The organism is uncultured Arthrobacter sp. (assembly GCF_964021775.1).
GTDB lineage: Bacteria > Actinomycetota > Actinomycetes > Actinomycetales > Micrococcaceae > Arthrobacter.
In genome coordinates this window covers 297,769-316,874 of sequence record NZ_CAXHZI010000002.1, presented here as the reverse complement: position 1 = coordinate 316,874, position 19,106 = coordinate 297,769, and the positions used below count along the sequence as shown (strand labels likewise).

General features: G+C 64.7%; 14 protein-coding genes, 2 pseudogenes and 1 riboswitch. Of the genes and pseudogenes, 8 read left to right on the top strand and 8 right to left on the bottom strand.

Annotation, left to right across the window (positions count from 1 at the left end; all coding sequences use genetic code 11):
* Positions 1-36: 36 nt before the first annotated feature.
* A complete protein-coding gene (locus tag ABIN76_RS03330) occupies positions 37-1,446 on the bottom strand; it encodes an MBL fold metallo-hydrolase (RefSeq protein ID WP_346958290.1) in 1,410 nt (469 codons plus the stop codon).
* A 184-nt stretch (positions 1,447-1,630) separates the two neighbouring features.
* Here ABIN76_RS03330 and ABIN76_RS03325 point away from each other — a divergent pair, with 184 nt between their 5' ends.
* From ABIN76_RS03325 to ABIN76_RS03315, 3 genes are all read left to right on the top strand, one after another.
* Complete coding sequence (locus tag ABIN76_RS03325; protein WP_346958289.1) at positions 1,631-1,888, top strand: metal-sensitive transcriptional regulator; 258 nt, start codon at positions 1,631-1,633, stop codon at positions 1,886-1,888.
* Between the two features lie 436 nt (positions 1,889-2,324).
* On the top strand, positions 2,325-2,666 hold the full coding sequence (locus ABIN76_RS03320; protein WP_346958288.1) for a hypothetical protein: 342 nt from the start codon (positions 2,325-2,327) through the stop codon (positions 2,664-2,666).
* A gap of 388 nt (positions 2,667-3,054) precedes the next feature.
* Positions 3,055-3,729 carry an SDR family NAD(P)-dependent oxidoreductase gene (locus tag ABIN76_RS03315; RefSeq protein ID WP_346958287.1) on the top strand — a complete coding sequence of 225 codons (675 nt, stop codon included), beginning with the start codon at positions 3,055-3,057 and terminating at the stop codon, positions 3,727-3,729.
* Positions 3,730-4,721: 992 nt separating this feature from the next.
* Here the strand turns inward: ABIN76_RS03315 and ABIN76_RS03310 are convergent.
* The 6 genes from ABIN76_RS03310 to ABIN76_RS03285 all read right to left on the bottom strand — a co-directional run bounded on the left by ABIN76_RS03310 (position 4,722) and on the right by ABIN76_RS03285 (position 14,221).
* Positions 4,722-5,540 carry an MBL fold metallo-hydrolase gene (locus ABIN76_RS03310; RefSeq protein ID WP_346958286.1) on the bottom strand — a complete coding sequence of 273 codons (819 nt, stop codon included), beginning with the start codon at positions 5,538-5,540 and terminating at the stop codon, positions 4,722-4,724.
* Positions 5,541-6,079: 539 nt separating this feature from the next.
* On the bottom strand, positions 6,080-8,998 hold the full coding sequence (locus tag ABIN76_RS03305) for an EAL domain-containing protein (RefSeq protein ID WP_346958285.1): 2,919 nt from the start codon (positions 8,996-8,998) through the stop codon (positions 6,080-6,082).
* 814 nt (positions 8,999-9,812) lie between these two features.
* A riboswitch (cyclic di-GMP riboswitch) is annotated at positions 9,813-9,887 on the bottom strand.
* A gap of 324 nt (positions 9,888-10,211) precedes the next feature.
* Positions 10,212-10,502, bottom strand: a complete 291-nt coding sequence (locus ABIN76_RS03300) for a hypothetical protein (protein ID WP_346958284.1) — start codon at positions 10,500-10,502, stop codon at positions 10,212-10,214.
* Between the two features lie 152 nt (positions 10,503-10,654).
* A complete protein-coding gene (locus ABIN76_RS03295; protein ID WP_346958283.1) occupies positions 10,655-12,445 on the bottom strand; it encodes an MBL fold metallo-hydrolase in 1,791 nt (596 codons plus the stop codon).
* An 8-nt stretch (positions 12,446-12,453) separates the two neighbouring features.
* Complete coding sequence (locus ABIN76_RS03290) at positions 12,454-13,194, bottom strand: hypothetical protein (RefSeq protein WP_346958282.1); 741 nt, start codon at positions 13,192-13,194, stop codon at positions 12,454-12,456.
* 121 nt (positions 13,195-13,315) lie between these two features.
* Positions 13,316-14,221 (bottom strand): CPBP family intramembrane glutamic endopeptidase, encoded by a 906-nt coding sequence (locus ABIN76_RS03285; RefSeq protein WP_346958281.1) that lies wholly within the window; start codon positions 14,219-14,221, stop codon positions 13,316-13,318.
* A gap of 243 nt (positions 14,222-14,464) precedes the next feature.
* Here ABIN76_RS03285 and ABIN76_RS03280 point away from each other — a divergent pair.
* The 3 genes and pseudogenes from ABIN76_RS03280 to ABIN76_RS03270 form a co-directional block, all read left to right on the top strand.
* A pseudogene (locus tag ABIN76_RS03280) lies at positions 14,465-15,926 on the top strand (protein adenylyltransferase SelO).
* 52 nt (positions 15,927-15,978) lie between these two features.
* Positions 15,979-16,944 (top strand): amidohydrolase family protein, encoded by a 966-nt coding sequence (locus ABIN76_RS03275; RefSeq protein WP_346958280.1) that lies wholly within the window; start codon positions 15,979-15,981, stop codon positions 16,942-16,944.
* Between the two features lie 68 nt (positions 16,945-17,012).
* Positions 17,013-17,138: pseudogene (locus ABIN76_RS03270) on the top strand (NmrA family protein); the annotation flags it as partial.
* 43 nt (positions 17,139-17,181) lie between these two features.
* Here ABIN76_RS03270 and ABIN76_RS03265 read toward each other — a convergent pair.
* Positions 17,182-17,412 carry a hypothetical protein gene (locus ABIN76_RS03265; RefSeq protein WP_346958279.1) on the bottom strand — a complete coding sequence of 77 codons (231 nt, stop codon included), beginning with the start codon at positions 17,410-17,412 and terminating at the stop codon, positions 17,182-17,184.
* 182 nt (positions 17,413-17,594) lie between these two features.
* Between ABIN76_RS03265 and ABIN76_RS03260 the strand changes: the two genes are divergently transcribed.
* Positions 17,595-18,341 (top strand): lytic transglycosylase domain-containing protein, encoded by a 747-nt coding sequence (locus tag ABIN76_RS03260; RefSeq protein WP_346958278.1) that lies wholly within the window; start codon positions 17,595-17,597, stop codon positions 18,339-18,341.
* Between the two features lie 99 nt (positions 18,342-18,440).
* Complete coding sequence (locus ABIN76_RS03255; RefSeq protein ID WP_346958277.1) at positions 18,441-19,100, top strand: dihydrofolate reductase family protein; 660 nt, start codon at positions 18,441-18,443, stop codon at positions 19,098-19,100.
* Positions 19,101-19,106: the final 6 nt, after the last annotated feature.

The window sequence follows — 19,106 nt, the reverse complement described above, 5'->3', positions numbered from 1 at the left end:
AATGCTGTCAATCAATTACTTCAGGTGCTGCAAGGATCAGTGGCTGGAAACGGACTCCCGCGACTGCTCCCAGGCGGCCCAGGCGGCGTAGCTGCCGTCGAGTTCGACGACGTCGTAGCCGGCGCGGCGCAGGGCGCTGGCCGCGACGGAGTTCCGGACGCCGCTTTGGCAGTAGGACACGATGGTGCCCTCGGCGGGGAGTTCGTCCAGGTGCCACATGACGCGGCCGCCGCTGAGCTGGTAGGAGCCGGGGATGTGCCCGGCGGAGTGCTCGGTGCGGTTGCGGACGTCCAGGACCATCGCGGCGTCGAAGCCGTCGAGTTCCTCGGGCTGGATCAGCTTCGGCACGGAGACCGGCAGGCCTTCGAGGCCGGTGACGTAGCCGGCGACCTTGTCGATGCCGACGCGGACCAGGTGGTCCCACATTTCCTGCGCGGCGGCCTGGTCCGGGGCCAGGAGCACCAGCGGGTTGGTGTCGGTTTCCGGGTTCACGACCCAGGCGCCGAAGCTGGCGGTGGATTTGCCGGCCGGGACGTTCACGGAGCCGGTGACGGTACCTTCGTGGACCTCGTTGTTCGGGCGGGTGTCCACGAAGATGACCTTGTCCGCGGCGAGGTCGGCGGCGACGTCGGCGGTGGCGAGTTCGGCCAGGGGTGCGCGTTCGCCCATCACGGCCGGGCCTTCCCGGTTTTCACGCTTCATCCGGGCGAAGTAGGCGTGCGCGTCGGGCTGGCCGTCGAGGAGTTCGTCGATGAAGCCCTGCTCGTCGTTCGCGGCCAGGTACGGGCCCCACCAGGCGTAGAGGCGTTCGTAGCCGACCGTGGAGGACGGGATCGCGCCCAGGGCCTTGCCGCAGGCGCTGCCGGCGCCGTGGCCGGGGTGGACCTGGACGTGGTCCGGGAGGGTGAGGAACTTATCCCGGAGGCTGGCGAAGAGCTGCTTGGCACCTTCGAAGCGGGTGTCGACGCCGCCGGCGGCTTCGTCCAGCAGGTCCGGGCGGCCGAGGTCGCCGGAGAACACGAAGTCACCCGAAAGCAGGTAGCCGGGCTGGTCCGCGAAGGCACCGTCGGTGATCAGGAACGAGAGGTGCTCCGGGGTGTGGCCGGGGGTATGGAGGGCCTTGACCGTGATGTTGCCCAGGGTGATCTCGTCGTTGTCGTTCAGGCGCTCGGCCTCGAAGCCGTACTGCCAGTCCGCTCCGCCCTCGCCGGAAACGTAGGCGGTGGCGCCGGTAGCGGCCGCCAGTTCCCGGGTGCCGGAGAGGAAGTCGGCGTGGATGTGGGTCTCGGTCACCGCGACGATGGTCATCCCGTTGGCTGCCGCCAGGTTCTTGTACACGGCGATATCACGACGGGGATCGACCACCAGGGCCTGGCCCTTTGCCTGGCAGCCAATGAAGTAGCTGGCCTGGGCGAGGTCTTCGTCATAGATGCGCTCGATAAGCATGGGACTCTCTTTCGTTGGCGTCCAGGAGGAGGTTCCTCCGTTGGTCTACACACAACGATAATACCCCCGGGGGTATGTTGCAAGCTCTGCGCTGAGACTAAAAGCACGGCTGGTCAGCACTCGCCGTTATACCCTCCGGGGTATAGGTTTGGCAATAAATCCAACGACCGGCTTGGAGCCTGATATGGAACTTGATTCGAAGGAACTTACCCCCGTCGTCAACCGGCTCAAGCGGGCCCAGGGGCAACTCGCCGCCGTCACCCGCATGCTGGAAGAGGGCAGGGACTGCAAAGACATCGTCACCCAGCTCGCCGCCGTGTCCAAGGCGCTCGACCGGGCGGGCTTCGCCATCATCTCCAGCGGCCTCGAACAGTGCCTGGTCCGCGGGGACTCCAGCATGGATACCAAGGACCTGGAAAAACTCTTCCTGTCCCTCGCATAGCCAGCCAACAGTTACGTGTCGCCCCCGCCGCAGCGTCAGGTCAGTGACACCTTCGGAATGATTCATAGCGCCCTGCATGAAAGTCGCTAACGGCACCAGTCGCTGGGGGAGAAATCATGAAGTCATACGGGTCAAACGCAGAGGCGGAGTTCTAGTATGACTTTTAGGATGTGGCTCCGGGCAACTAATTTTTCGGGGGCCGGAGCCACACCCTCACGCCGCCAGGGGATCGTCGTACCGTCCACCGGCTGGCCCGCCTCTCCTGCAGCACCGACTGCCGCCGATGGGTGTGCCACTCCCAGGCAGGGGTTGACAGTCAGATCCTTCGGGGACGGCGAGCAGCCCAGCGGTTGGCCCAGTGCACTTCCACCGACAGCGTTACAGTGAGAAAAACAGCCTGCCGCCCGGCAGAACAGCCCCTTTTGAAGGAGGACCCATGACATCCACCAGCCCCGCCAAGATCGCATTCATGATCCTGACCGATTCCCCAGACCGCGGACTTCCCGGGCTTCTCATGGCGAGCCGCCTGAAAATGAAGCGCGGCGCGGACGTCCGCGTCCTCTTTTTCGGACCCGGCGTGCGGCTGGCCGGCAGCGGAGCGGCCGACCAGCACCTCGCGGATCTCATTGATTCCGGGGTCAAGCCGACGGCCTGCGCCGGCCTGGTGGAACAGTTCGGCCTGGCCGACGAATTCGCATCCCGCCCCGTCGAGCTCATCGCCGCCGGGGCCGAGGTCGAAGCCTTCGCCCGGCAAGGCTTCACCGTACCCAGCTTCTAGGCCTCCGCCCCTGCGGCTAAATCGGTTGACAGGTGGGGAGAAGCCCCGAAGTCCTGGCCCTCCTCTATGGATGTGGTCCGCTTCAGGGAGGCGGTCAGGCGCTCGGCGTCGGGCGCCCCCTCTGGCACTTCCGGGCGAACGCGTCAAAGTCGGCAGTGAAGACCGGCGGGCCGCCAGGTCGGCCAAGGCTCTTGGCATCCGGTGTGGTGCGGGAAACTGCGGGGGATGGCCGAGATACCCCTGGGGGTATATCGTGGTGAGTGTCACAGGTGTTCTGGCGGGAACTAGACTCACAGGTGTTCAGGTGTGTCGACGCCGATGTCGACACAGTGGCGCACAACCTGACCTCGGTATTGTCAAGACAATAAATCAGTGGAAGGAACCCACCGTGCCTGTCATCGCTATCATCGGAGCTGGACCGGGACTTGGAGCGGCAGTTGCGCGAAGGTTTGGGCGCGAAGGCTTCTCGATAGCCCTGATCTCGAGGAACCAGTCGAAGCTTGACGTCATGGCCGCGGAGCTCGTGGCCAGCGGCCTGACCGCGCGTGGTTACGCCGCGGACGTGCTAGTACCCGCGGCGCTTGAGGACGCCCTCGCACGTGCCGCGGCAGAGCTGGGGCCCATCACCACGTTGCAGTACAGCCCGCTCCCGGCGCGTGAATACCTGAAGCCGGTGCTCGACATGACTCCTGAGCTGGCGCTGGAAGCATTGCGGTTCTCGGCTCTCGGGCTCATTCACGCGGTGCGTACGGTGCTGCCAGCGATGCGTCAGGCAGGAGGCGGCAGTGTGATCCTGATCAACGGCGGAACCTCGGTGAAGGCACGCGCTGACTTCGCAGGCACATCGGTCGCATTCCCGGCCGAGAGCGCCTACGGTGAGATGCTCCACGACGCACTCGAGGTTGGGGGCATCCGTGTCGTGCAACTCGTGATCCCCGGGGGCATCCCTAAGCTTCAGCTTGTCAATGGCATCGACGACGTCGCCGATCGCATTTGGGGCCTCCATGCCGTTGCGGGTCCGTTCCGCACTATGCTCATCCCGCTCGAGGAGGGCGGGGAGTAGGGTCGCTATCGGCGTTGGCCATGTCGCCTCGAGCCAGGAAGTAGAACCTGCCGTTGCTGAGAGCAGGCCCCGGATCATTGCCGCCCTCGCCGGCCGCCCGTCGTTACGTCGTCGACTGCATGGCACCCGAAACGGGCACCCCGCCGTTTACCACTTACAAAACACGGTTCGGTTCCGAAGGCCTGCCTTTCCTATCGGGGCGAAATCGCACGCGAGACACAACCGCCCGGCCGGACGGCCGTCTAACTAGCTCGGCTGGGGAACCGAATCGGGGGAGAAAGGATGGTGTGCACAATGTGCACACCATCGGCTTCGGATCGGGTCGTACTGGTGCCGGACTGGGCCGGATGGCGGATGTTTTCGGGGGAGTGGCGGATTTGCAGGGTCTGGAACCCGGTTCGAGTCCCACCTCGGGCACAGTGTTTCCCTGTTCAGGGGCTTGTGGGCCTCTGAGTGTGGACAAAATGTGAACTTATGGGCCCCTCTGTCGGGGCCCATTTGTTTTTGTGGCCGTTGCTGTGTCGCGGCCCTCTCTGCACTGTGACAGCGGTGTTGCTGTACCCCTTCAAGGCCGGGGGCGGTTGGAACTGCATGACTTGCTGTCACCCGGGACCAAACCTTCATGTTCGTCCCTGTCGTCAGCGGAAACTCCTGGGAGAGCTTCGTTAAAGCGCCGATAGGGAGCCGATGCTCTCGCTCTCATGGGCGACCGGGATCGGGCCTTCCGTCCTAAGCACGGCAATGCGGGGCGGACGACGTCAATCCAGTCCAGGAACTCGGAGACGGCGCCAATGCGTGCGGTCCGCCCGTGGATGGCACGCTGATCATGATCTGAACGAAGTCACCGATCAGACGTACTCAGGTGTCTCACAACTAGTGGTTGATACGCCAAGACCACCGATTGGTTGCGAGACATAGTTATGAGAATGGCCGAGATCGAGATGACGTCCGACCGCTCCTTCGTGCGGGAGCTCACGACGAAGCCCTGACGGTCATTCGCACTGACTGGGTGCGTCCATGGCACGATCGTGCGTTTGACCCCCGCCGATTGTGAAAACCGCTCCTGGACTCGCATATTCGATGTGCCCCGCATACTCCGTCTGAGCGCGCCGAGTCGCCTCATACGGGCTGAGAAAACGACCGACGTGCGTGACAATTAGGCGACCGGCGTTCGCGGCCGTAGCTGTTCTCCCCGCGTCCTCGGGGGTGTGGTGCACCTGTAGTTGATCTCGGGGTGGTGCGGTACTTTCTGACTCGCATAATAAGGCGTCGCAGTCCATAGCAAGCTCCGCAAGGTTTGCACATGGCGCTGTATCTCCAGAAAAAACGAGGGTTGCAGCGGATGTTGCGATCCGAACACCGAATGCTGGAATACCATGCGCTACGGCTCGGGTAGTTAGCCTAAGGTGCCCCACTTGGGCTACGTGTCCATCGTGCAACTCGTGCACTTTGAATGCGGAGGCTATGGGCGCGCGCGTCGTTCCATTGGTGAGATAGTCACCTAGTCGCTCTGCAATTCCGGGAGGGCCATACAGGGGCAGTGGTGCCGCCCGACGTATGTTTGCGAAAACAAGGGCGTAAAAGGCAGTTAGCAGATCTGCGCTGTGATCGGCATGCAGGTGGGATATCCAAATGGCATCGAGATCAGTCAGGTTAGCGTGATTCTGAAGCGGCCCCAGCGTGCCCGTCCCCGCATCCACCCAGATTTTCGTGGATTCTGAACTGACGAGATAGCCCGAGCAAGGATTTTCACGGCTAGGAAACGGAGTTGAACTCCCAAGAACGGTGAGCTCAATCTGTTGGGTCGACATCCGCACATAATATAGGTAGCCCGAGAACGGACAATCAATCACACCAAAGCCAACAACGGGACGGGGGCGAAGGAACCTAATAGGGCCCGTCCGAATGCATGGCCTGGTAGTTGAGTTCGAAGTCGCCGACGAGGGGGTGGTGGAAGTGTTTCATTCCGGTGCGGTGGTGTTTCCGCGCATTCCCGGTGAGTGCCAGGGACGGAATGCAGTTCGAGTTCCTCCTCGGGCACATGTTTCCCTTGTCAGGGATTTGTGAGTCTCTGAGTGTGCGCAAACTGTTCACTGGTGCCCCTTCGGGGCCCATATTTGTTGGTGCTGCAAGACCGGAAACGATGCCAGCCTGATTAATTCGATTCTCGTGATAGTGACCTCCAGACACAGTAAATCTTCCATCCAGGGTCGAAATTGCCCCACCGCGTGGAGAGAGAGTTCGTCTCCATATCGCCCCGATCCAATTAGTCCCGACATAGTGGCGGTTGTTGTGGATGTTGAAGTCGCCTGGCACTGCTGATTTCTCCGGAAGAATCAGCTCTCCGGCCCTATTCGACCCCTTCGCCGGGAAGGCCGCGCACGTTCCTCCCGTTTGGGTCGATCCGTTCCCGCTCGACAGCGATTTCCCTAAAGCTTTTTACGATGCTGTGTCCCTCCCCGTGCCCTAGTCGCGTGACTTCCAGGACTCTTCCGGCCATTGTGATTTTTAAGGTCTCGCCGGAGCTTCGTTTGCCGAGGATGATCGACTCGATCGAGTTCTGCACCAAGGCGGTCACCCCCGCTGATGATTCCCTCCTTTCCGGCACGAACATCAGCCGCGTGCCCGTGAGGACTACGAAGCCGGGCTCGTCGTGGAGATGCCCTTTCCCCAGCGCTCGGACAACATCGTGTGGATCCAAGAGATCAACAATCCGCCGGACTGCTTGCTTGCCGCTGAAACTGAGTCCTGCCCCGGCCGCCGCGTCCGTGAGGCCGTGGGTATACATGGCGCCCTCCGGTAGATTTTCCTCGGCCTCGAGCAGCAGGTCGTCGAGCTCATTTCCGCCGTCGTCAGATGTCCATACGACGTCGGTGCGCCCGCCGGTGGCTGACATTGCGCCGGTCAACCGCGCAGGTCTCCGCCGCCGGCGGATGGAGCGGGGCACCTGGATTCGTAGCTCCGCCCCTTCCGAGCTCTCCACCCTGTAGCCCGCCTTCTCAGCGGCGCGATGAATTAGCTGGCGCGCTTCGTCGGCGTCCGACATGAGGGTCCAGAGAACACTTCCGGCAACCGGGAAAGCGGATTGCTGAGTGGTCAGCGCTGGGCACGAACGTTCGAGTTGTTTTTCGAACTCTTGGGCATCCATCGGTTTGCCCAAGAGGAACCCTTGGGCGCGGTCGCAGCCAATCTTCGTTAAGGCGGATAGCTGATCTGATGTCTCGACTCCTTCGGCGACCACCAGCAGGCCGAGACCATGGGCCAGCCCGACGATCCCGGCGATAAATGCATCGGATCCGTCTTCACCGAGCCGCGTGGTGAAAGACCGGTCGATCTTGACCTCTGTGACCGGCAGCCTGTGCAACTGGGCGAGGGAGGAATAGCCGGTTCCGAAATCGTCTATGGATATACCGACACCAAGGTCGCGAAGCTCGCGGAGGTTGCGATCGTTCACGGAGGAGTCGGTCATGGCCTGGGACTCGGTGACTTCCAAGGTGAGAGCGGCGGCAGGTAATTTCGAGCGGCTCAAGGTCTCCCGTACCAGCGCCGGGAAGGTCGCGTCGCCGAGCTGGGCTGACGACACGTTGACAGCAACCTCCATGGAGTGACCCGCCGCCCGCCAGCCAGCGCCGGCAAGGCAGGCCACGGAGAGGACATGGGCGCCGACCTCAGCGATGAGGTTGCTGTCTTCCGCTAGGGGAATGAACTCTCCCGGCGCCAGCAGGCCAAGTTCGGGATGTTCCCAACGGACAAGTGCTTCGGCGCCGACTACGGACTTCGTTGCCATGTCGAATTGGGGCTGGAATTGGACGCGCAACTCGCCGCGGGCGGCGGCCCCGCGCAGGTCAGCCTCGAGCCGCAGGTAGTCCGTGCGCTGGTTTCGCTGCGGGGTGTGGCCCCGGGCCCGGGCTTTTGCCCGGTACATCTCGAAATCCGCTTTCGCTACGAGACGCCGGCCCGCTTCTGCATGCGAGCTCGCCTGATCGCCGGGGCTTGCCCCGCCGACGGTGGATCCAATCGAAATGTCGACGAACACCTTCCTGCCGCCGATCTCGACGGGTTTCGCCAAGCTCGAACGGATCATGGCAGCCACCTGGTCGACCCTAGAAGGTGCGTCGAGATCGGGCAGGAGGACCACAAACTCGTCACCGCTGTAGCGGGCGACAGTATCCGCATCGCGGACGGCCCCTTGCAGCAGGGCGGCGATGTGGCGGAGCACGCTGTCACCTGCGCCGTGGCCAAGTCCGTCGTTGATTCTTTTGAACCGATTGACGTCGCAGAAGAGAAGGCCGACCTGGTTTCCATCCCGGGCGGCCCGCGCAAGGCAGGCTTCCAGCCTGTCCTCCAACAAGGCCCTGTTGGGCAGGCCGGTGAGCGGATCATGCAGAGCCTGCCGGCGGGCATCTTCAAGGAGTCGGATTCTCTCCAGAGCCACGGCGGCCAAGGCGGCCAGGCCGCTGAGGCGATCGGTAAGAGCGCCGTTCAGGGTGGCCGGGGCTGCCCCTGTCCAGTGCGCCAGTACGATACCCGCGAACTGGTCCCCGGTTAGGATCGGCACAGCAGCCAGGGCTGAGATATCGAACTCGTCAAGCATGCCACGGGCCCAGTCCGACCCGCGCCTGTCCACCAGCAGCGGAGCGCGGCTAGCGAGCAGATGGGTAAGTTCGGGGCTGTCTTGGGCGGCGACGATGTAGGAAGCGAGGCGTTCTGCCGACCCACCGTGCCATCCGCTCATCCCTGCGATCCGGAGGCGTTCGGCTTCGGGATCCCAAAGGGCGATCGCGGACCGGTCGGCGCCGGAGAGGGTCGGTACAGCGTCGGCAATCGAGCCGGCCAGCGAGAGTACCGTGGAGTGCTGGGCCAGCGAACCGGAGACGTTGAGCAGCAGATGAGCCGTTTCTCCGTGTTCCCGGGCCTCGGCGACGACGCCCGCAATATCGAGGCTGACGGCGGCATGCTGTGCATAGGATGCCAGGGCCTCGGCGTCGTCGGGAAAGAATTCCTGCCCGGTATGCGCCACGGCGGCCAGAATGCCGTAAAAATGTCTCGCGGACTCCACTGGAGCGCTCATCACGGGTAGTCCGTCCAAAATCGACGAGTCCGGCGACAGGGCAGTTCCGTTCTCATCCAGCGCCGCCGCTAGTACATCCCCAAGGCCGCGGGTCCGAACATGGCGCCCCCCGCCGGGTGTGCGCACGGCCAGAAGGTGGCCAGGGGCGTGTACTGCGCTGTCCGTGCGGTTCAGAATCCGGTCCAGGATTTCTTCCAATGAGTCCATGCTCGCCAAGTCCGCCGCAGCGCCCTCCAACGTGCGCAGCCTGTGCTCGGCCACTGAGCGGGGGTCGGTTACCCTTTTATTCGCGGCGGGTTTGCGCAGCAGACCGCAAAGACGCTGAAGCGGTGGTACGGTCCACATGACCTCGTAGCGGCACTCTGAGGCGCCTGTGACCTGGCATGCGTTGCCGTGGGCCACACGCGCGCGAGGAAGCCCGAAGAGGACGGGGACTTGGGCGAGGAAACTTATCTGGGCGTCGCAGTCGACCCTGTTGGGCTTGTAGGGAGGCAGGACCTTCCAGCTGAGTGAGGCTGATCCCTCTTCGGCTCTGTGACACGTGAGCAGGGTCGCGGAGTCAAAGCGCGTGGAGAACGGGGAGACGCCGCGGAACGTGGCGGCAGGCGAGCCTTGTTCCCGGCCCAGCCGGCGCCACGGCTCCATTGCGTCGTCTTGCAACGACACGGCACCTAGGCGGAGTCCGATCCGCGGATTCGCGAGCTCGTCGGCGGCAGCATCGAAAAGCCGCAGCTTGTCCGAGTAGGAAATCCTTCCATCCGCACTTAGGAGCTGGTCCCGCCGGTGGCTCAACCCTGCCCGTAGCAGTACCCGGTCCACGCCGTCGGGGCCAGCGTCGTCCGTAACAACCCGCAGCAAAACGCGGGTGATCGCCGTTGACGTGCCGGGTGCTGCTTTGTCAGTCCCGGCCATCAAATGCCCCGGTTACTAAGGCTGGGCTTCTGTGGCTGCGCCACGCAGGGCTGGACGCATGGCAAATCGGGAGTCGGGAACATGCCGGGGACCTTTGCTGTTCGGTAGCCCGGCTGACCTCGTGGGCCCCGTGGCTTTGCGTCCCCGGCTCGCACCGGGTTTGCCTTTATCGAGGAGCGGATGCTCAATCGAGCGACATCCTAGCAAATCGATTTACGAACCCTGGCGAGAGTTAGGGGTTGGCGGAAACCGCCGTAGCAGAGTTCGTAAGGAGAACTGGGGTGCGGACAGTGTCCACACTGCGGGGTCCTGACGAGGCTGAGTGCGCACAAATCTTCTCTGATGGGCCCCGGCGGCCCCATCTTTTGTTGGGGGTGTAAGTGTGCGCCGGGGCCCGCTTACCTACTGTGTCTGTGAGATTTCGGTGCCGGCGCGTAGCGCCCGGGGCGGTTCCGAATGGACCACTTGCCGTGGGGCTTCCAGCCAATTATTGATGCCTTTAGCCGTTCATGGGTCCCACGGCATGAACGCTTTCCGAACCCGGACCGGTGAGCTTAACGGTGCACCGGACAACAAGCCGGTCCGGGGCGTTTTCGACGTCAACCAGCGTTTCTCCGGCTTGTAGGACCGCATAGGTTTCTTCGCCGGCCTCCACCTTGAATCCCCGCCTATCGGCGTCTTGGATTGCGTTTTCCAGAGCCTCTCGGCGGAGCTCATCCAGGTATCCGGGTTCATCTGTGCGGGCGGCGTCGCCAAAGGCCAATCCGAAAAGCGTCCCGGGTTTTTCCATGAAGCTGAGTTTACGCACAAAGGCGGGACGTTTTAACTGGTACCGCGGGACCGGACCCCACCGGTACCGTGGCGTCGTTCTGATCGAGCATGAGGCCGACAGGAGCAGCAGCAAGAGACTTGATCCGCAGCGGAGTCGCCGGTTTCCGATGGCTAGCGCGGTCCCGCCGGGATGTAAAGGGCGAGGGTGCCTACGACGCCTCCGTTCTCCAGTAGCGCGTGGGCCTGCCCGGCCTCCAGCATGGGGAGCCGGCCTGCGATCACCGGACTGATCCGCCGGGACTCGAGCATCTCGTAGAGAGTCGCCCAGGCATCCATTAGTGGCCGGCGGTCCAGCCGCCACGATGTCGTCCCATAGAGGCGGATCTTCGTACCGCGGGGAACCAGGTTGTTCCCGATCGCCCGGCCAAGCAGGCGCAGTGTCGCGGTGGGGCTGCCGGGATTGGCGTACTCAACGAGGACGCCCCCGGGTCGCAGCACGGCCAGGCCGTGGTCGACCCATTCGCCGCCAATTCCGTCTAGCACCGCGTCGACCCCTTTAGGCTCCAGCCGACGCAAGTTACCGACCACATCCTCGTCCCTGCCGTCGAGGGGCACCACCGCGTTGGCGGTGAGCCAGGAGCGTTTCGCGGCAGTGTCGACCCCGTAAATTCTTAAGTCCAGCAGGTGTCCGAGCTGCACTAGGGCTGTGCCGATCCCACCGGCGGCTCCCGTGACGAGGATCGTCTGCCCTCGCCGGAGCCGGGCTGCTCGTGACAGGACCTGGTGCGCCACCAGGTAGTTCAGCGCCACGGCCACCGCCTCGCCCGCGTCCAGGCCGGCGGAAATCCGCATCATGGGGTAGCGGTGTACAAAGACGTACTCGGCGTACCCGCCCCTCTCGGTCAGTGCTACCACCCGGTCCCCGACAGCGACTGCGGCGACGCCCGGCCCGACGGCGTCCACCACGCCGACGACAGCGTAGCCGGGCACGAACGGGAACCTCGGCGGATACGTCGACAGCCCGCGGCGGGCCTGCACGTCTACGGTGCTTACGCTGCAGGCCTCGACCCGGACCCTGACCTCACCGCGACGTGGCGCCCTCAGCTGGCGACGTGCGATCGCCAGCACTTCCGGGCCGCCTGGGCGGGTCGCGACCACGGCGCTGTACTCAACAGGCGTCGCCTGTTGGAGGGTTTCCGGGGCGGCACCACGGGCGGCGAGGTCTGCCAGTTGCCGGGCCGCCGAAGGCCCGACGATCGGGCGCCCGTGGCCGCTCGCAAGCACGTGGGGCCGCAGTTCGGCGAGCACAGCGATCGAGGTCTCCGCCGCAGCCCGGTCCCAAGTCGTAATCCACGGCGGGCCGCTGACGCTCGGCGCACGGGCCAGCAGGCCCCGCACAGTGTTGAGGTCCACCGTCAGCACCGCATCGCCGCTGAGCAGCACGCCGTCAGCCTCCCGGAAGAGAGCGATGTGGCCAGGGGTGTGCCCCGGGGTGGGAATGCAACGCCACCCGGGCAGTCCGGGCATCCCTTGGGCCGGATCGAAGGGGTGCGCGACGTCGGTTAGGTCCGCCGCCTGGATCGTCCCCGGCGGCAGCAGCCTTAGCAGAGGACCCAGCACCCACCGGTCCAGGGGATTGGCGTACTCCTCCAGGAGCTTCCCCGGGGCCTGTGGCAGCTCGGCAGGATGCACGTAGACCGGCACCGCCCACCGGCGGGCCAACTCCGGAGCCGATCCGGAGTGGTCGGGGTGGACGTGCGTCAACACAATCGATGCCGGCCGGGTGCCCGGACCGAACAGCAGCTCCGCCGCCGCAAAGATCGGCTGCCCGGCGTGTGGCCACCCTGCATCCACGAGAACCCACTCGGGGCCGGAGCGCACGAGGTACACGTGAGAGGCGAGCCGGCCCCGACCGGTGCGCAGCTGGTATACGCCGTCGGCGACAATGATAGGCTGCGGCATCCTCGTGTTCATCCCTGACCGTCTTCCCCTCGTCGGCGGTCCACCGCCACGCGGGTCGCGGGCCCGGGGCCGCGCAGCAGCAACACGGCCGCCAGGACCACCCAGACTGCCGGCGGGAGGTTGGCGACAACCACCGGGCCCCACCCGGCAGCGTTGTAGAACCCGGCGGGGTCCAAGGGACCGCCGTACATTGACGGCACGGCCGCTGCGCACAGCAGGACCCCGAGGTAGGCGATCCGCCGGGTCCAGCGCGGGAGGACACCGGTGGCGGCGGTCGACCAGCCGGCGGCACCGAGGAAGAGCCCGGTAATGGCGAAAGCGATTGAGCTGTTGTAGATCAGCATGTAGCCCATGGTGAGGGCACGGTTCACTGACGGGTCCGGCTCCGGAGCCATGGCATCCAGTGCCAGGCCGCCCTCCAATCCGTTGGCCACCAGGGTCACTCCGACCCACACGGCCATGGAAGCGACCACGAGCGACCCCGCCCACCGGTATCGCCGGTCAGCCCGTCGGATGAGATCGCCCAGCCCTGCAGCGAATATGATCGCCGCCACGTACAGGCCCAAATCGAGCAGGATCCGGGTGAAGATGACGTTGCGGATCCGCCATACCTCCGCCGCGCCGGCGGCGCCGTCGTATATTCGCACCGAAGGGTCCTGCACCAGATACAGCGGAAACTGGGCCGCCCAGAACACCACCATCCCAATGGCGGCCCAGCCGGTGAGCCGCCGCAGCGCGTCATCTTCCACGACTAAGATCCTTCCCTGGTACTTAGGACGTGGGCGGCGCCGTCCCCTGCGGCAAGGGTTCCCTCTCCGGCACGGAGTCCGGCTGAGCGAACGGCAGCGAGGAGGGCGCTTAAGGCCGCCGTCACCGATCTTTTCCTAGAGCCGGCGTAGTTGCCGGCGGGTCCTTACGCTGTAGCCGGCGGTGGCCCAGCCACACTGCAGCGACCATGAGGCCCAGGACGTCGGCGAATCCCAGGATCGCCTCCCACGGCAACTCGATGTCACCGCCGCTGAGGTTGTTAAAGAATGAACCCAGCGGCGTGAGCAACGGCCACAGCACAAGGACGTTGCGCACCAAAGCGAACGCGACCGCGTAGAGCACCCCAAGCCCAAACAGAAAGATCATCCCATCACCGCCCATCCCGTAACCGACGTGGTAAACCGCGTACAGGCCAGCCGCGATTGCTATGCCGGGAGCTTGGCCGAAACTCGCGCTCAGGCGCATCTGGACGAAGCCACGGAAAAACACGGTCTCGAAAGCACCTACCGTCAAAGACATAACGAGCAACGGAACCCAGCCAACAGGTGCAGGCAGCCGGTAGCCGAGAAGCGTGATGGCAAACTGGATAAGGGACAGGATGAGTCCAAGCACTGTCGCCTGCTTCCAGTTGCCCAGTCCCAGGCCCAGATCGGACAGCGGACGCCCCCGCCTAACCGTGTAGAAAACCGGCCCTGCGACCCCCAGGACCAAGCCTGCACCAAAGCAGAGGAAAAGGCCGAGAACGTTGGCGGTCGTGAAGACGGTGAAGGCTACGCGGAACAGCGCCACGACGGCAATGTACAGTGCTGCCACCACCGTCAGATCCAATCTGTCAACGCGCCCGCGCCGCCAGCCCACCGGACCGGTCAGAGCAGCCAAAAGAAGCGCCGAGGCGGGGACCGCTATTCCAAACACCGTCAGGTCAAGGAAGGCCAACGACAACGTTGCCGCCACGAGCCAGGAAAGCCACGTCCACGCGCGCCAGCCTTCAATTCCCAGGATCTTCATCGGGTCCGCCCTTTCGCCCTGACGACAGCGTGGTCCTCATGGGTCCTTGCTGATAGAGCATTTGGGCCGGGATACGTATACCGTCACCGCGCAGCCGATGATTCGGATGTCGCACAAGTGCAGGTCCCCGGCGGATGCTCCATGTAGGCCGGTTTGCTGCGGGACGATACGGCCGCGCGGGTCTGCGGGAATGGTCGCGGTGCGAGCCGTCACCGTTCATCGTGTGACGGCTATTCTGGATGCATGGATGCCATGTCCCTGTCAGCCGTCACGTTGAGCGGCCACTTCGCCCGGGAATTTCCGGAGATGGCCATTGCTTGGCGGGCAGAGGACATCGCTGACCCTCACTTACTGGTGCTCAACGACCCGCTGGCAATCGAATTGGGCCTGGACGTTGACTTCTTACGAAGTGCCGAAGGGATGGGCCTGCTGACCGGGCATCGGCTCCCCGTTGATGCCACTCCGGTCGCGCAGGCTTACGCGGGCCACCAGTTTGGCTGGTACGCCCCTCGGCTCGGCGACGGGCGCGCCCTCTTGCTCGGTGAGATCACGCACGCCGACGGCATGCCGCGGGACATGCACCTCAAGGGTTCCGGACGTACACCGTTCGCCCGCGGGGGAGACGGTCTGGCCGTCGTCGGACCGATGCTGCGCGAATACCTCGTCAGTGAAGCCATGCACGCGTTAGGCGTTCCCACCACACGGTCCCTCGCCGTGGTGGCAACGGGGCGTCCCGTGCAGCGTGACACTGTGTTGCCGGGAGCCGTGCTCACCCGCGTCGCTATGAGTCATGCACGCGTGGGCAGTTTCCAGTACGCCGCGGCCACGGGGGACGCCGGCCTCGTTCGCCGCCTCGCCGACTATGCGATCTCCCGGCACTATCCGGCGGCGGCGCAAGCCGAAAACCCCTACCTCGCCCTCTTCCACGCGGTGGTTGCTGCACAGACGTCGCTGGTGGCCCGCTGGATGCTGGTGGGATTCGTTCACGGGGTGATGAACACGGACAACATGACGATCCCAGGCGAGACCATCGATTACGGCCCGTGTGCTTTCATGGACGCTTTCGACCCCGCCGCCGTCTACAGTTCGATCGACGAAAGCGGGCGCTACGCCTATCGGAACCAGCCAGTGGTGGCGGAATGGAACCTCGCCCGTCTCGCCGAGTCGCTGCTGCCCCTGCTGCATGAGGACCAGGAGACAGCCATCCAGCTTGCGGTGGAATCACTGGACGATTTCCGCCGGCAGTACAGTGCTGCCTGGGCGGCGGGCATGAACAGGAAGCTTGGATTCCGTCCGGGGCTCGGGGATGAGGTGACGTCGCCCCTCGTCGAGGAGCTGTTGACCCTCCTGCAGCAGGGACGCGTGGACTACACCTCGTTCTTCCGCAGCCTCGGCAATGCGGCCCGCGGCCGCCCTGAGCCAGCCCGGCAGCTCATTCCGGATGGGACGGCGTTTGATGACTGGGCCGCGCGCTGGCGTGCCTTGAACCCGGACGCCGCCATGATGGACCGGGTTAATCCGGCGTACATTCCCCGCAACCACCTGGTGGAGGAAGCCTTGGCCGCTGCCACCGGCGGCGACCTGGGGCCGCTGTCCCGGCTTCTCGATGCGGTCACCGACCCGTACAAGGAGCGCCCCGGGCGAGCGATACGCACTTGGCGCGCCGGCTGACTTCGGCGCGTACCGCACGTTCTGCGGAACCTGAGCAGTTGCCCCGCTCAACCAGACTGAAATGAACCTGTTGGCAGGTGATTCGGATGGGCCCGCCGTACCGTATCGACACGCACCAGCACATCGTTCCGCCGGGGTATGCGCGGTGGATGCGTGACAAGGGCATAGACCCCGGTGGGCTTGGTCTGCCGTCGTGGTCCGAGCGCTCCGCGTTGAAGTTCATGGACAGGCACGACGTGCAGACCGGCATCCTGTCCCTGTCCACGCCCGGCGTCTACTTCGGGGATGCGATGGAAGCTCGGTTGAGGGCGCGGGAGGTCAACGAGTTCTGCGCGGAGGTGGTGGCCGCCCGGCCGGATCGCTTCGGGTTCTTTGCCACGCTTACGCTGCCGGACGTGGAAGGGGCCCTTGCGGAGGTCCGGTATGCCCTGGACACCCTCCTCGCGGACGGGGTCGTGTTGCTGGCCAACAATGACGGCCGCTACCTGGGAGATCCGGGTTTTGAACCCCTGCTGGAGTTCCTGCACCACCGCCGGGCCGTCGTGTTCGTCCACCCCGGTGACCTCCCGGCGCCTGCCGTGCCCGGCGTACCCTCTTTTGCCGCCGATTTCCTGCTCGACACCACCCGCACCGCTATCAGCCTGGTCCTGTCCGGTGCGATGGAGAAGTTCTCGGGCGTCAAGTTCATCCTGGCCCACGCGGGCGGATTCGTGCCCTTCATCGCCTACAGGATCCTGCTGACGATGCTCCTCGACAAGGACCACGCCCTCAGTGCGCTGGCGGCCCTGGGAGATAAGAAGCTATCCATCTTGCGACGCTTTTACTACGACGTCGCCCTGTCTGCCAGCCCGGCGGCGTTGCCCAGCCTGCTCGAGGTAGCTGACCCGGGCCGCATCACGTACGGCACTGACTTCCCGTTCGCTCCGTCCGCGGCCATCGATTTCCTGAACATGCAGTATGAGCAGTATCCGCTGGATCCCGTACTGCGCGCGGCCATAGACCGCGGCAACGCGGAGGCGCTGTTTCCTCGTCTCCGCCTTGACCGGAATTAGCTGTTGTTTGGCTAAAGCCGGAGAATGGTCGGACCGCCTCGGAGTGGGAGCGTCGCTGCGCGAGACCCTTCGTCAGCATGTTCAGTGGCGAGGCCGAACTTCATCACGTCGACAACGACCGCTACGGCCCGCACGAATGGACCTCGGTCCGCGATGTCCTGGCAACGCACGTGAAGGAGTCCACGGGGGCTTAGGCTCCCTTCCCCGGGGTGTAGTAGTTGTGCACTTCGCAAAAGGTCAGCTTCGGAGGCCCGCGATGCCGGCTTTCACGCTGAGGGGCATGATCTTTTCTTGCGCGAAGGCATCGAACTGCTCCCGGCTCTTCCAGACATCCGTAACTTGCAGACCCCTGTCCGTCATTGTGGCCCAGTGGGAAATAGATCCGTCGGGACCCGGTCCGCCCGGCGTAAGCCCCATCAGCTTGTTGATCTCGTCGTACTGCTCGATTGTCGTTCCGTCGAACTCCATCGGCTGCCCTCGACCTTTGACCAGGTGGGGCTCATGGCCCCGGCGCTGCAGGTGCTCCTCCGCGTGGTCCAGGTCTTTTCCGCCGGCACCGAATCTGCCGGCGCCTTCCCTGAACTACAGCCCCGGACGAAGCTTGAACGTTTTCGTCCGCCGGCGTCTGCGCCGGATGGTTTGATTAGTCGGTGCTCCGTCTTAAACGCCTTGTGGTTTTCAGCCTGTTCGCGCTCTGCGTCATCACCGCATTCTCCTTCTGGGTTATCCAGCAGCCCGGCGCGGACGCCCGCGTGGCCCTGTCTGCTCCTCCCCGGGCGGGCGCGAAACTCGAAGCCGCAGGCATCACCACGGCCGTAAACGTCACCCGCAACCCTGACGCACAGTGGCTCGCCCGGGCCGCGGCGCAGACCGGGATACCTGCCCGTGCGCTCCGGGCCTACGTTTCGGCTGCCGCCACGACCAGCGCTTCCATCCCGGACTGCGGGATCAGCTGGAATACGGTGGCGGCCATCGGCTTCGTCGAATCGGCGCACGGGACGTACGGCGGCGGCAGCCTCGACGCAGCGGGGCACTCGAGCGGGCCGATCGTGGGCCCAAGCCTTAACGGCGCCGGTTTCGCCGCGATCCCGGACACCGACGGCGGAACCCTGGACGGCGACGCACACTGGGACCACGCCGTCGGGCCCATGCAGTTCATTCCCTCCACCTGGCGGCTGGTAGCTCGGGACGGAAACCGGGACGGAACAGCGGACCCCTTCAATATCGATGACGCTGCCCTCAGCGCGGCGGATTATCTCTGCGGCCACGGCCGGGATCTCACCACCTCGCAGGGGTGGACCGACGCTATCTACGCCTACAACCAGTCCGATCCCTACATTCGCCGGGTGCGCACCCAAGCCACTGCCTACGCCGCCAAGGCGGCCGCCGCCGGGTGAACCTGCGCCTGGCGGCAGGCATTTTCTGGCCCGGTGTCTTGAGCTCCTGGGACGCTCACCCTAGAGTAAGTCCGACCCACGAGCACCCCAGGAGCTGACATGTCCCTCGTCCGCGTGCACAACTTCTCCATCTCCCTTGACGGCTACGGCACCGGCGAGGGCCAGCGGCTCGACGCGCCGTTCGGCCACGCCGGCACCCGGCTGATGGAGTGGGCGTTCGAAACGCGCACCTTCCGCGCGATGGGCCTTCACGGGGAAACGGAAGGTTCCTTCGGCGTCGATGAGGCCTTCGCCGGGACCTGGGGGCCGGGAGTCGGAGTGGAGATCATGGGACGCAACAAGTTCGGTCCGCAGCGCGGTCCCTGGCAGGACGAGGAATGGAAGGGCTGGTGGGGGGAGAACCCTGTCTTCCACACGCCCGTCGTTGTCCTGACCCACCACCCCCGGCCGGTACTCGAGATGGAAGGCGGGACAACCTTCCATTTCGTCGATGCCAGCCCGGCGGATGCGCTCAAGCAGGCCCGCGAGCTGGCCGGCGACCTGGACGTCCGGATCGGCGGGGGAGTGAGCACCGTGCGGCAGTTCCTTGAGGCCGACCTGATCGATCACATGCACCTTGTCCTCGTGCCCATTGTCCTGGGCCGGGGCGAGCGGCTCTGGGACGGTCTCGAAGAGCTGGAACAACGCTTCGACATCGAAGCGACCCCTTCTCCCTCCGGAATTACCCACCTGGTCTTCACCCGCCGCACGGCCCGGTAGACGGAG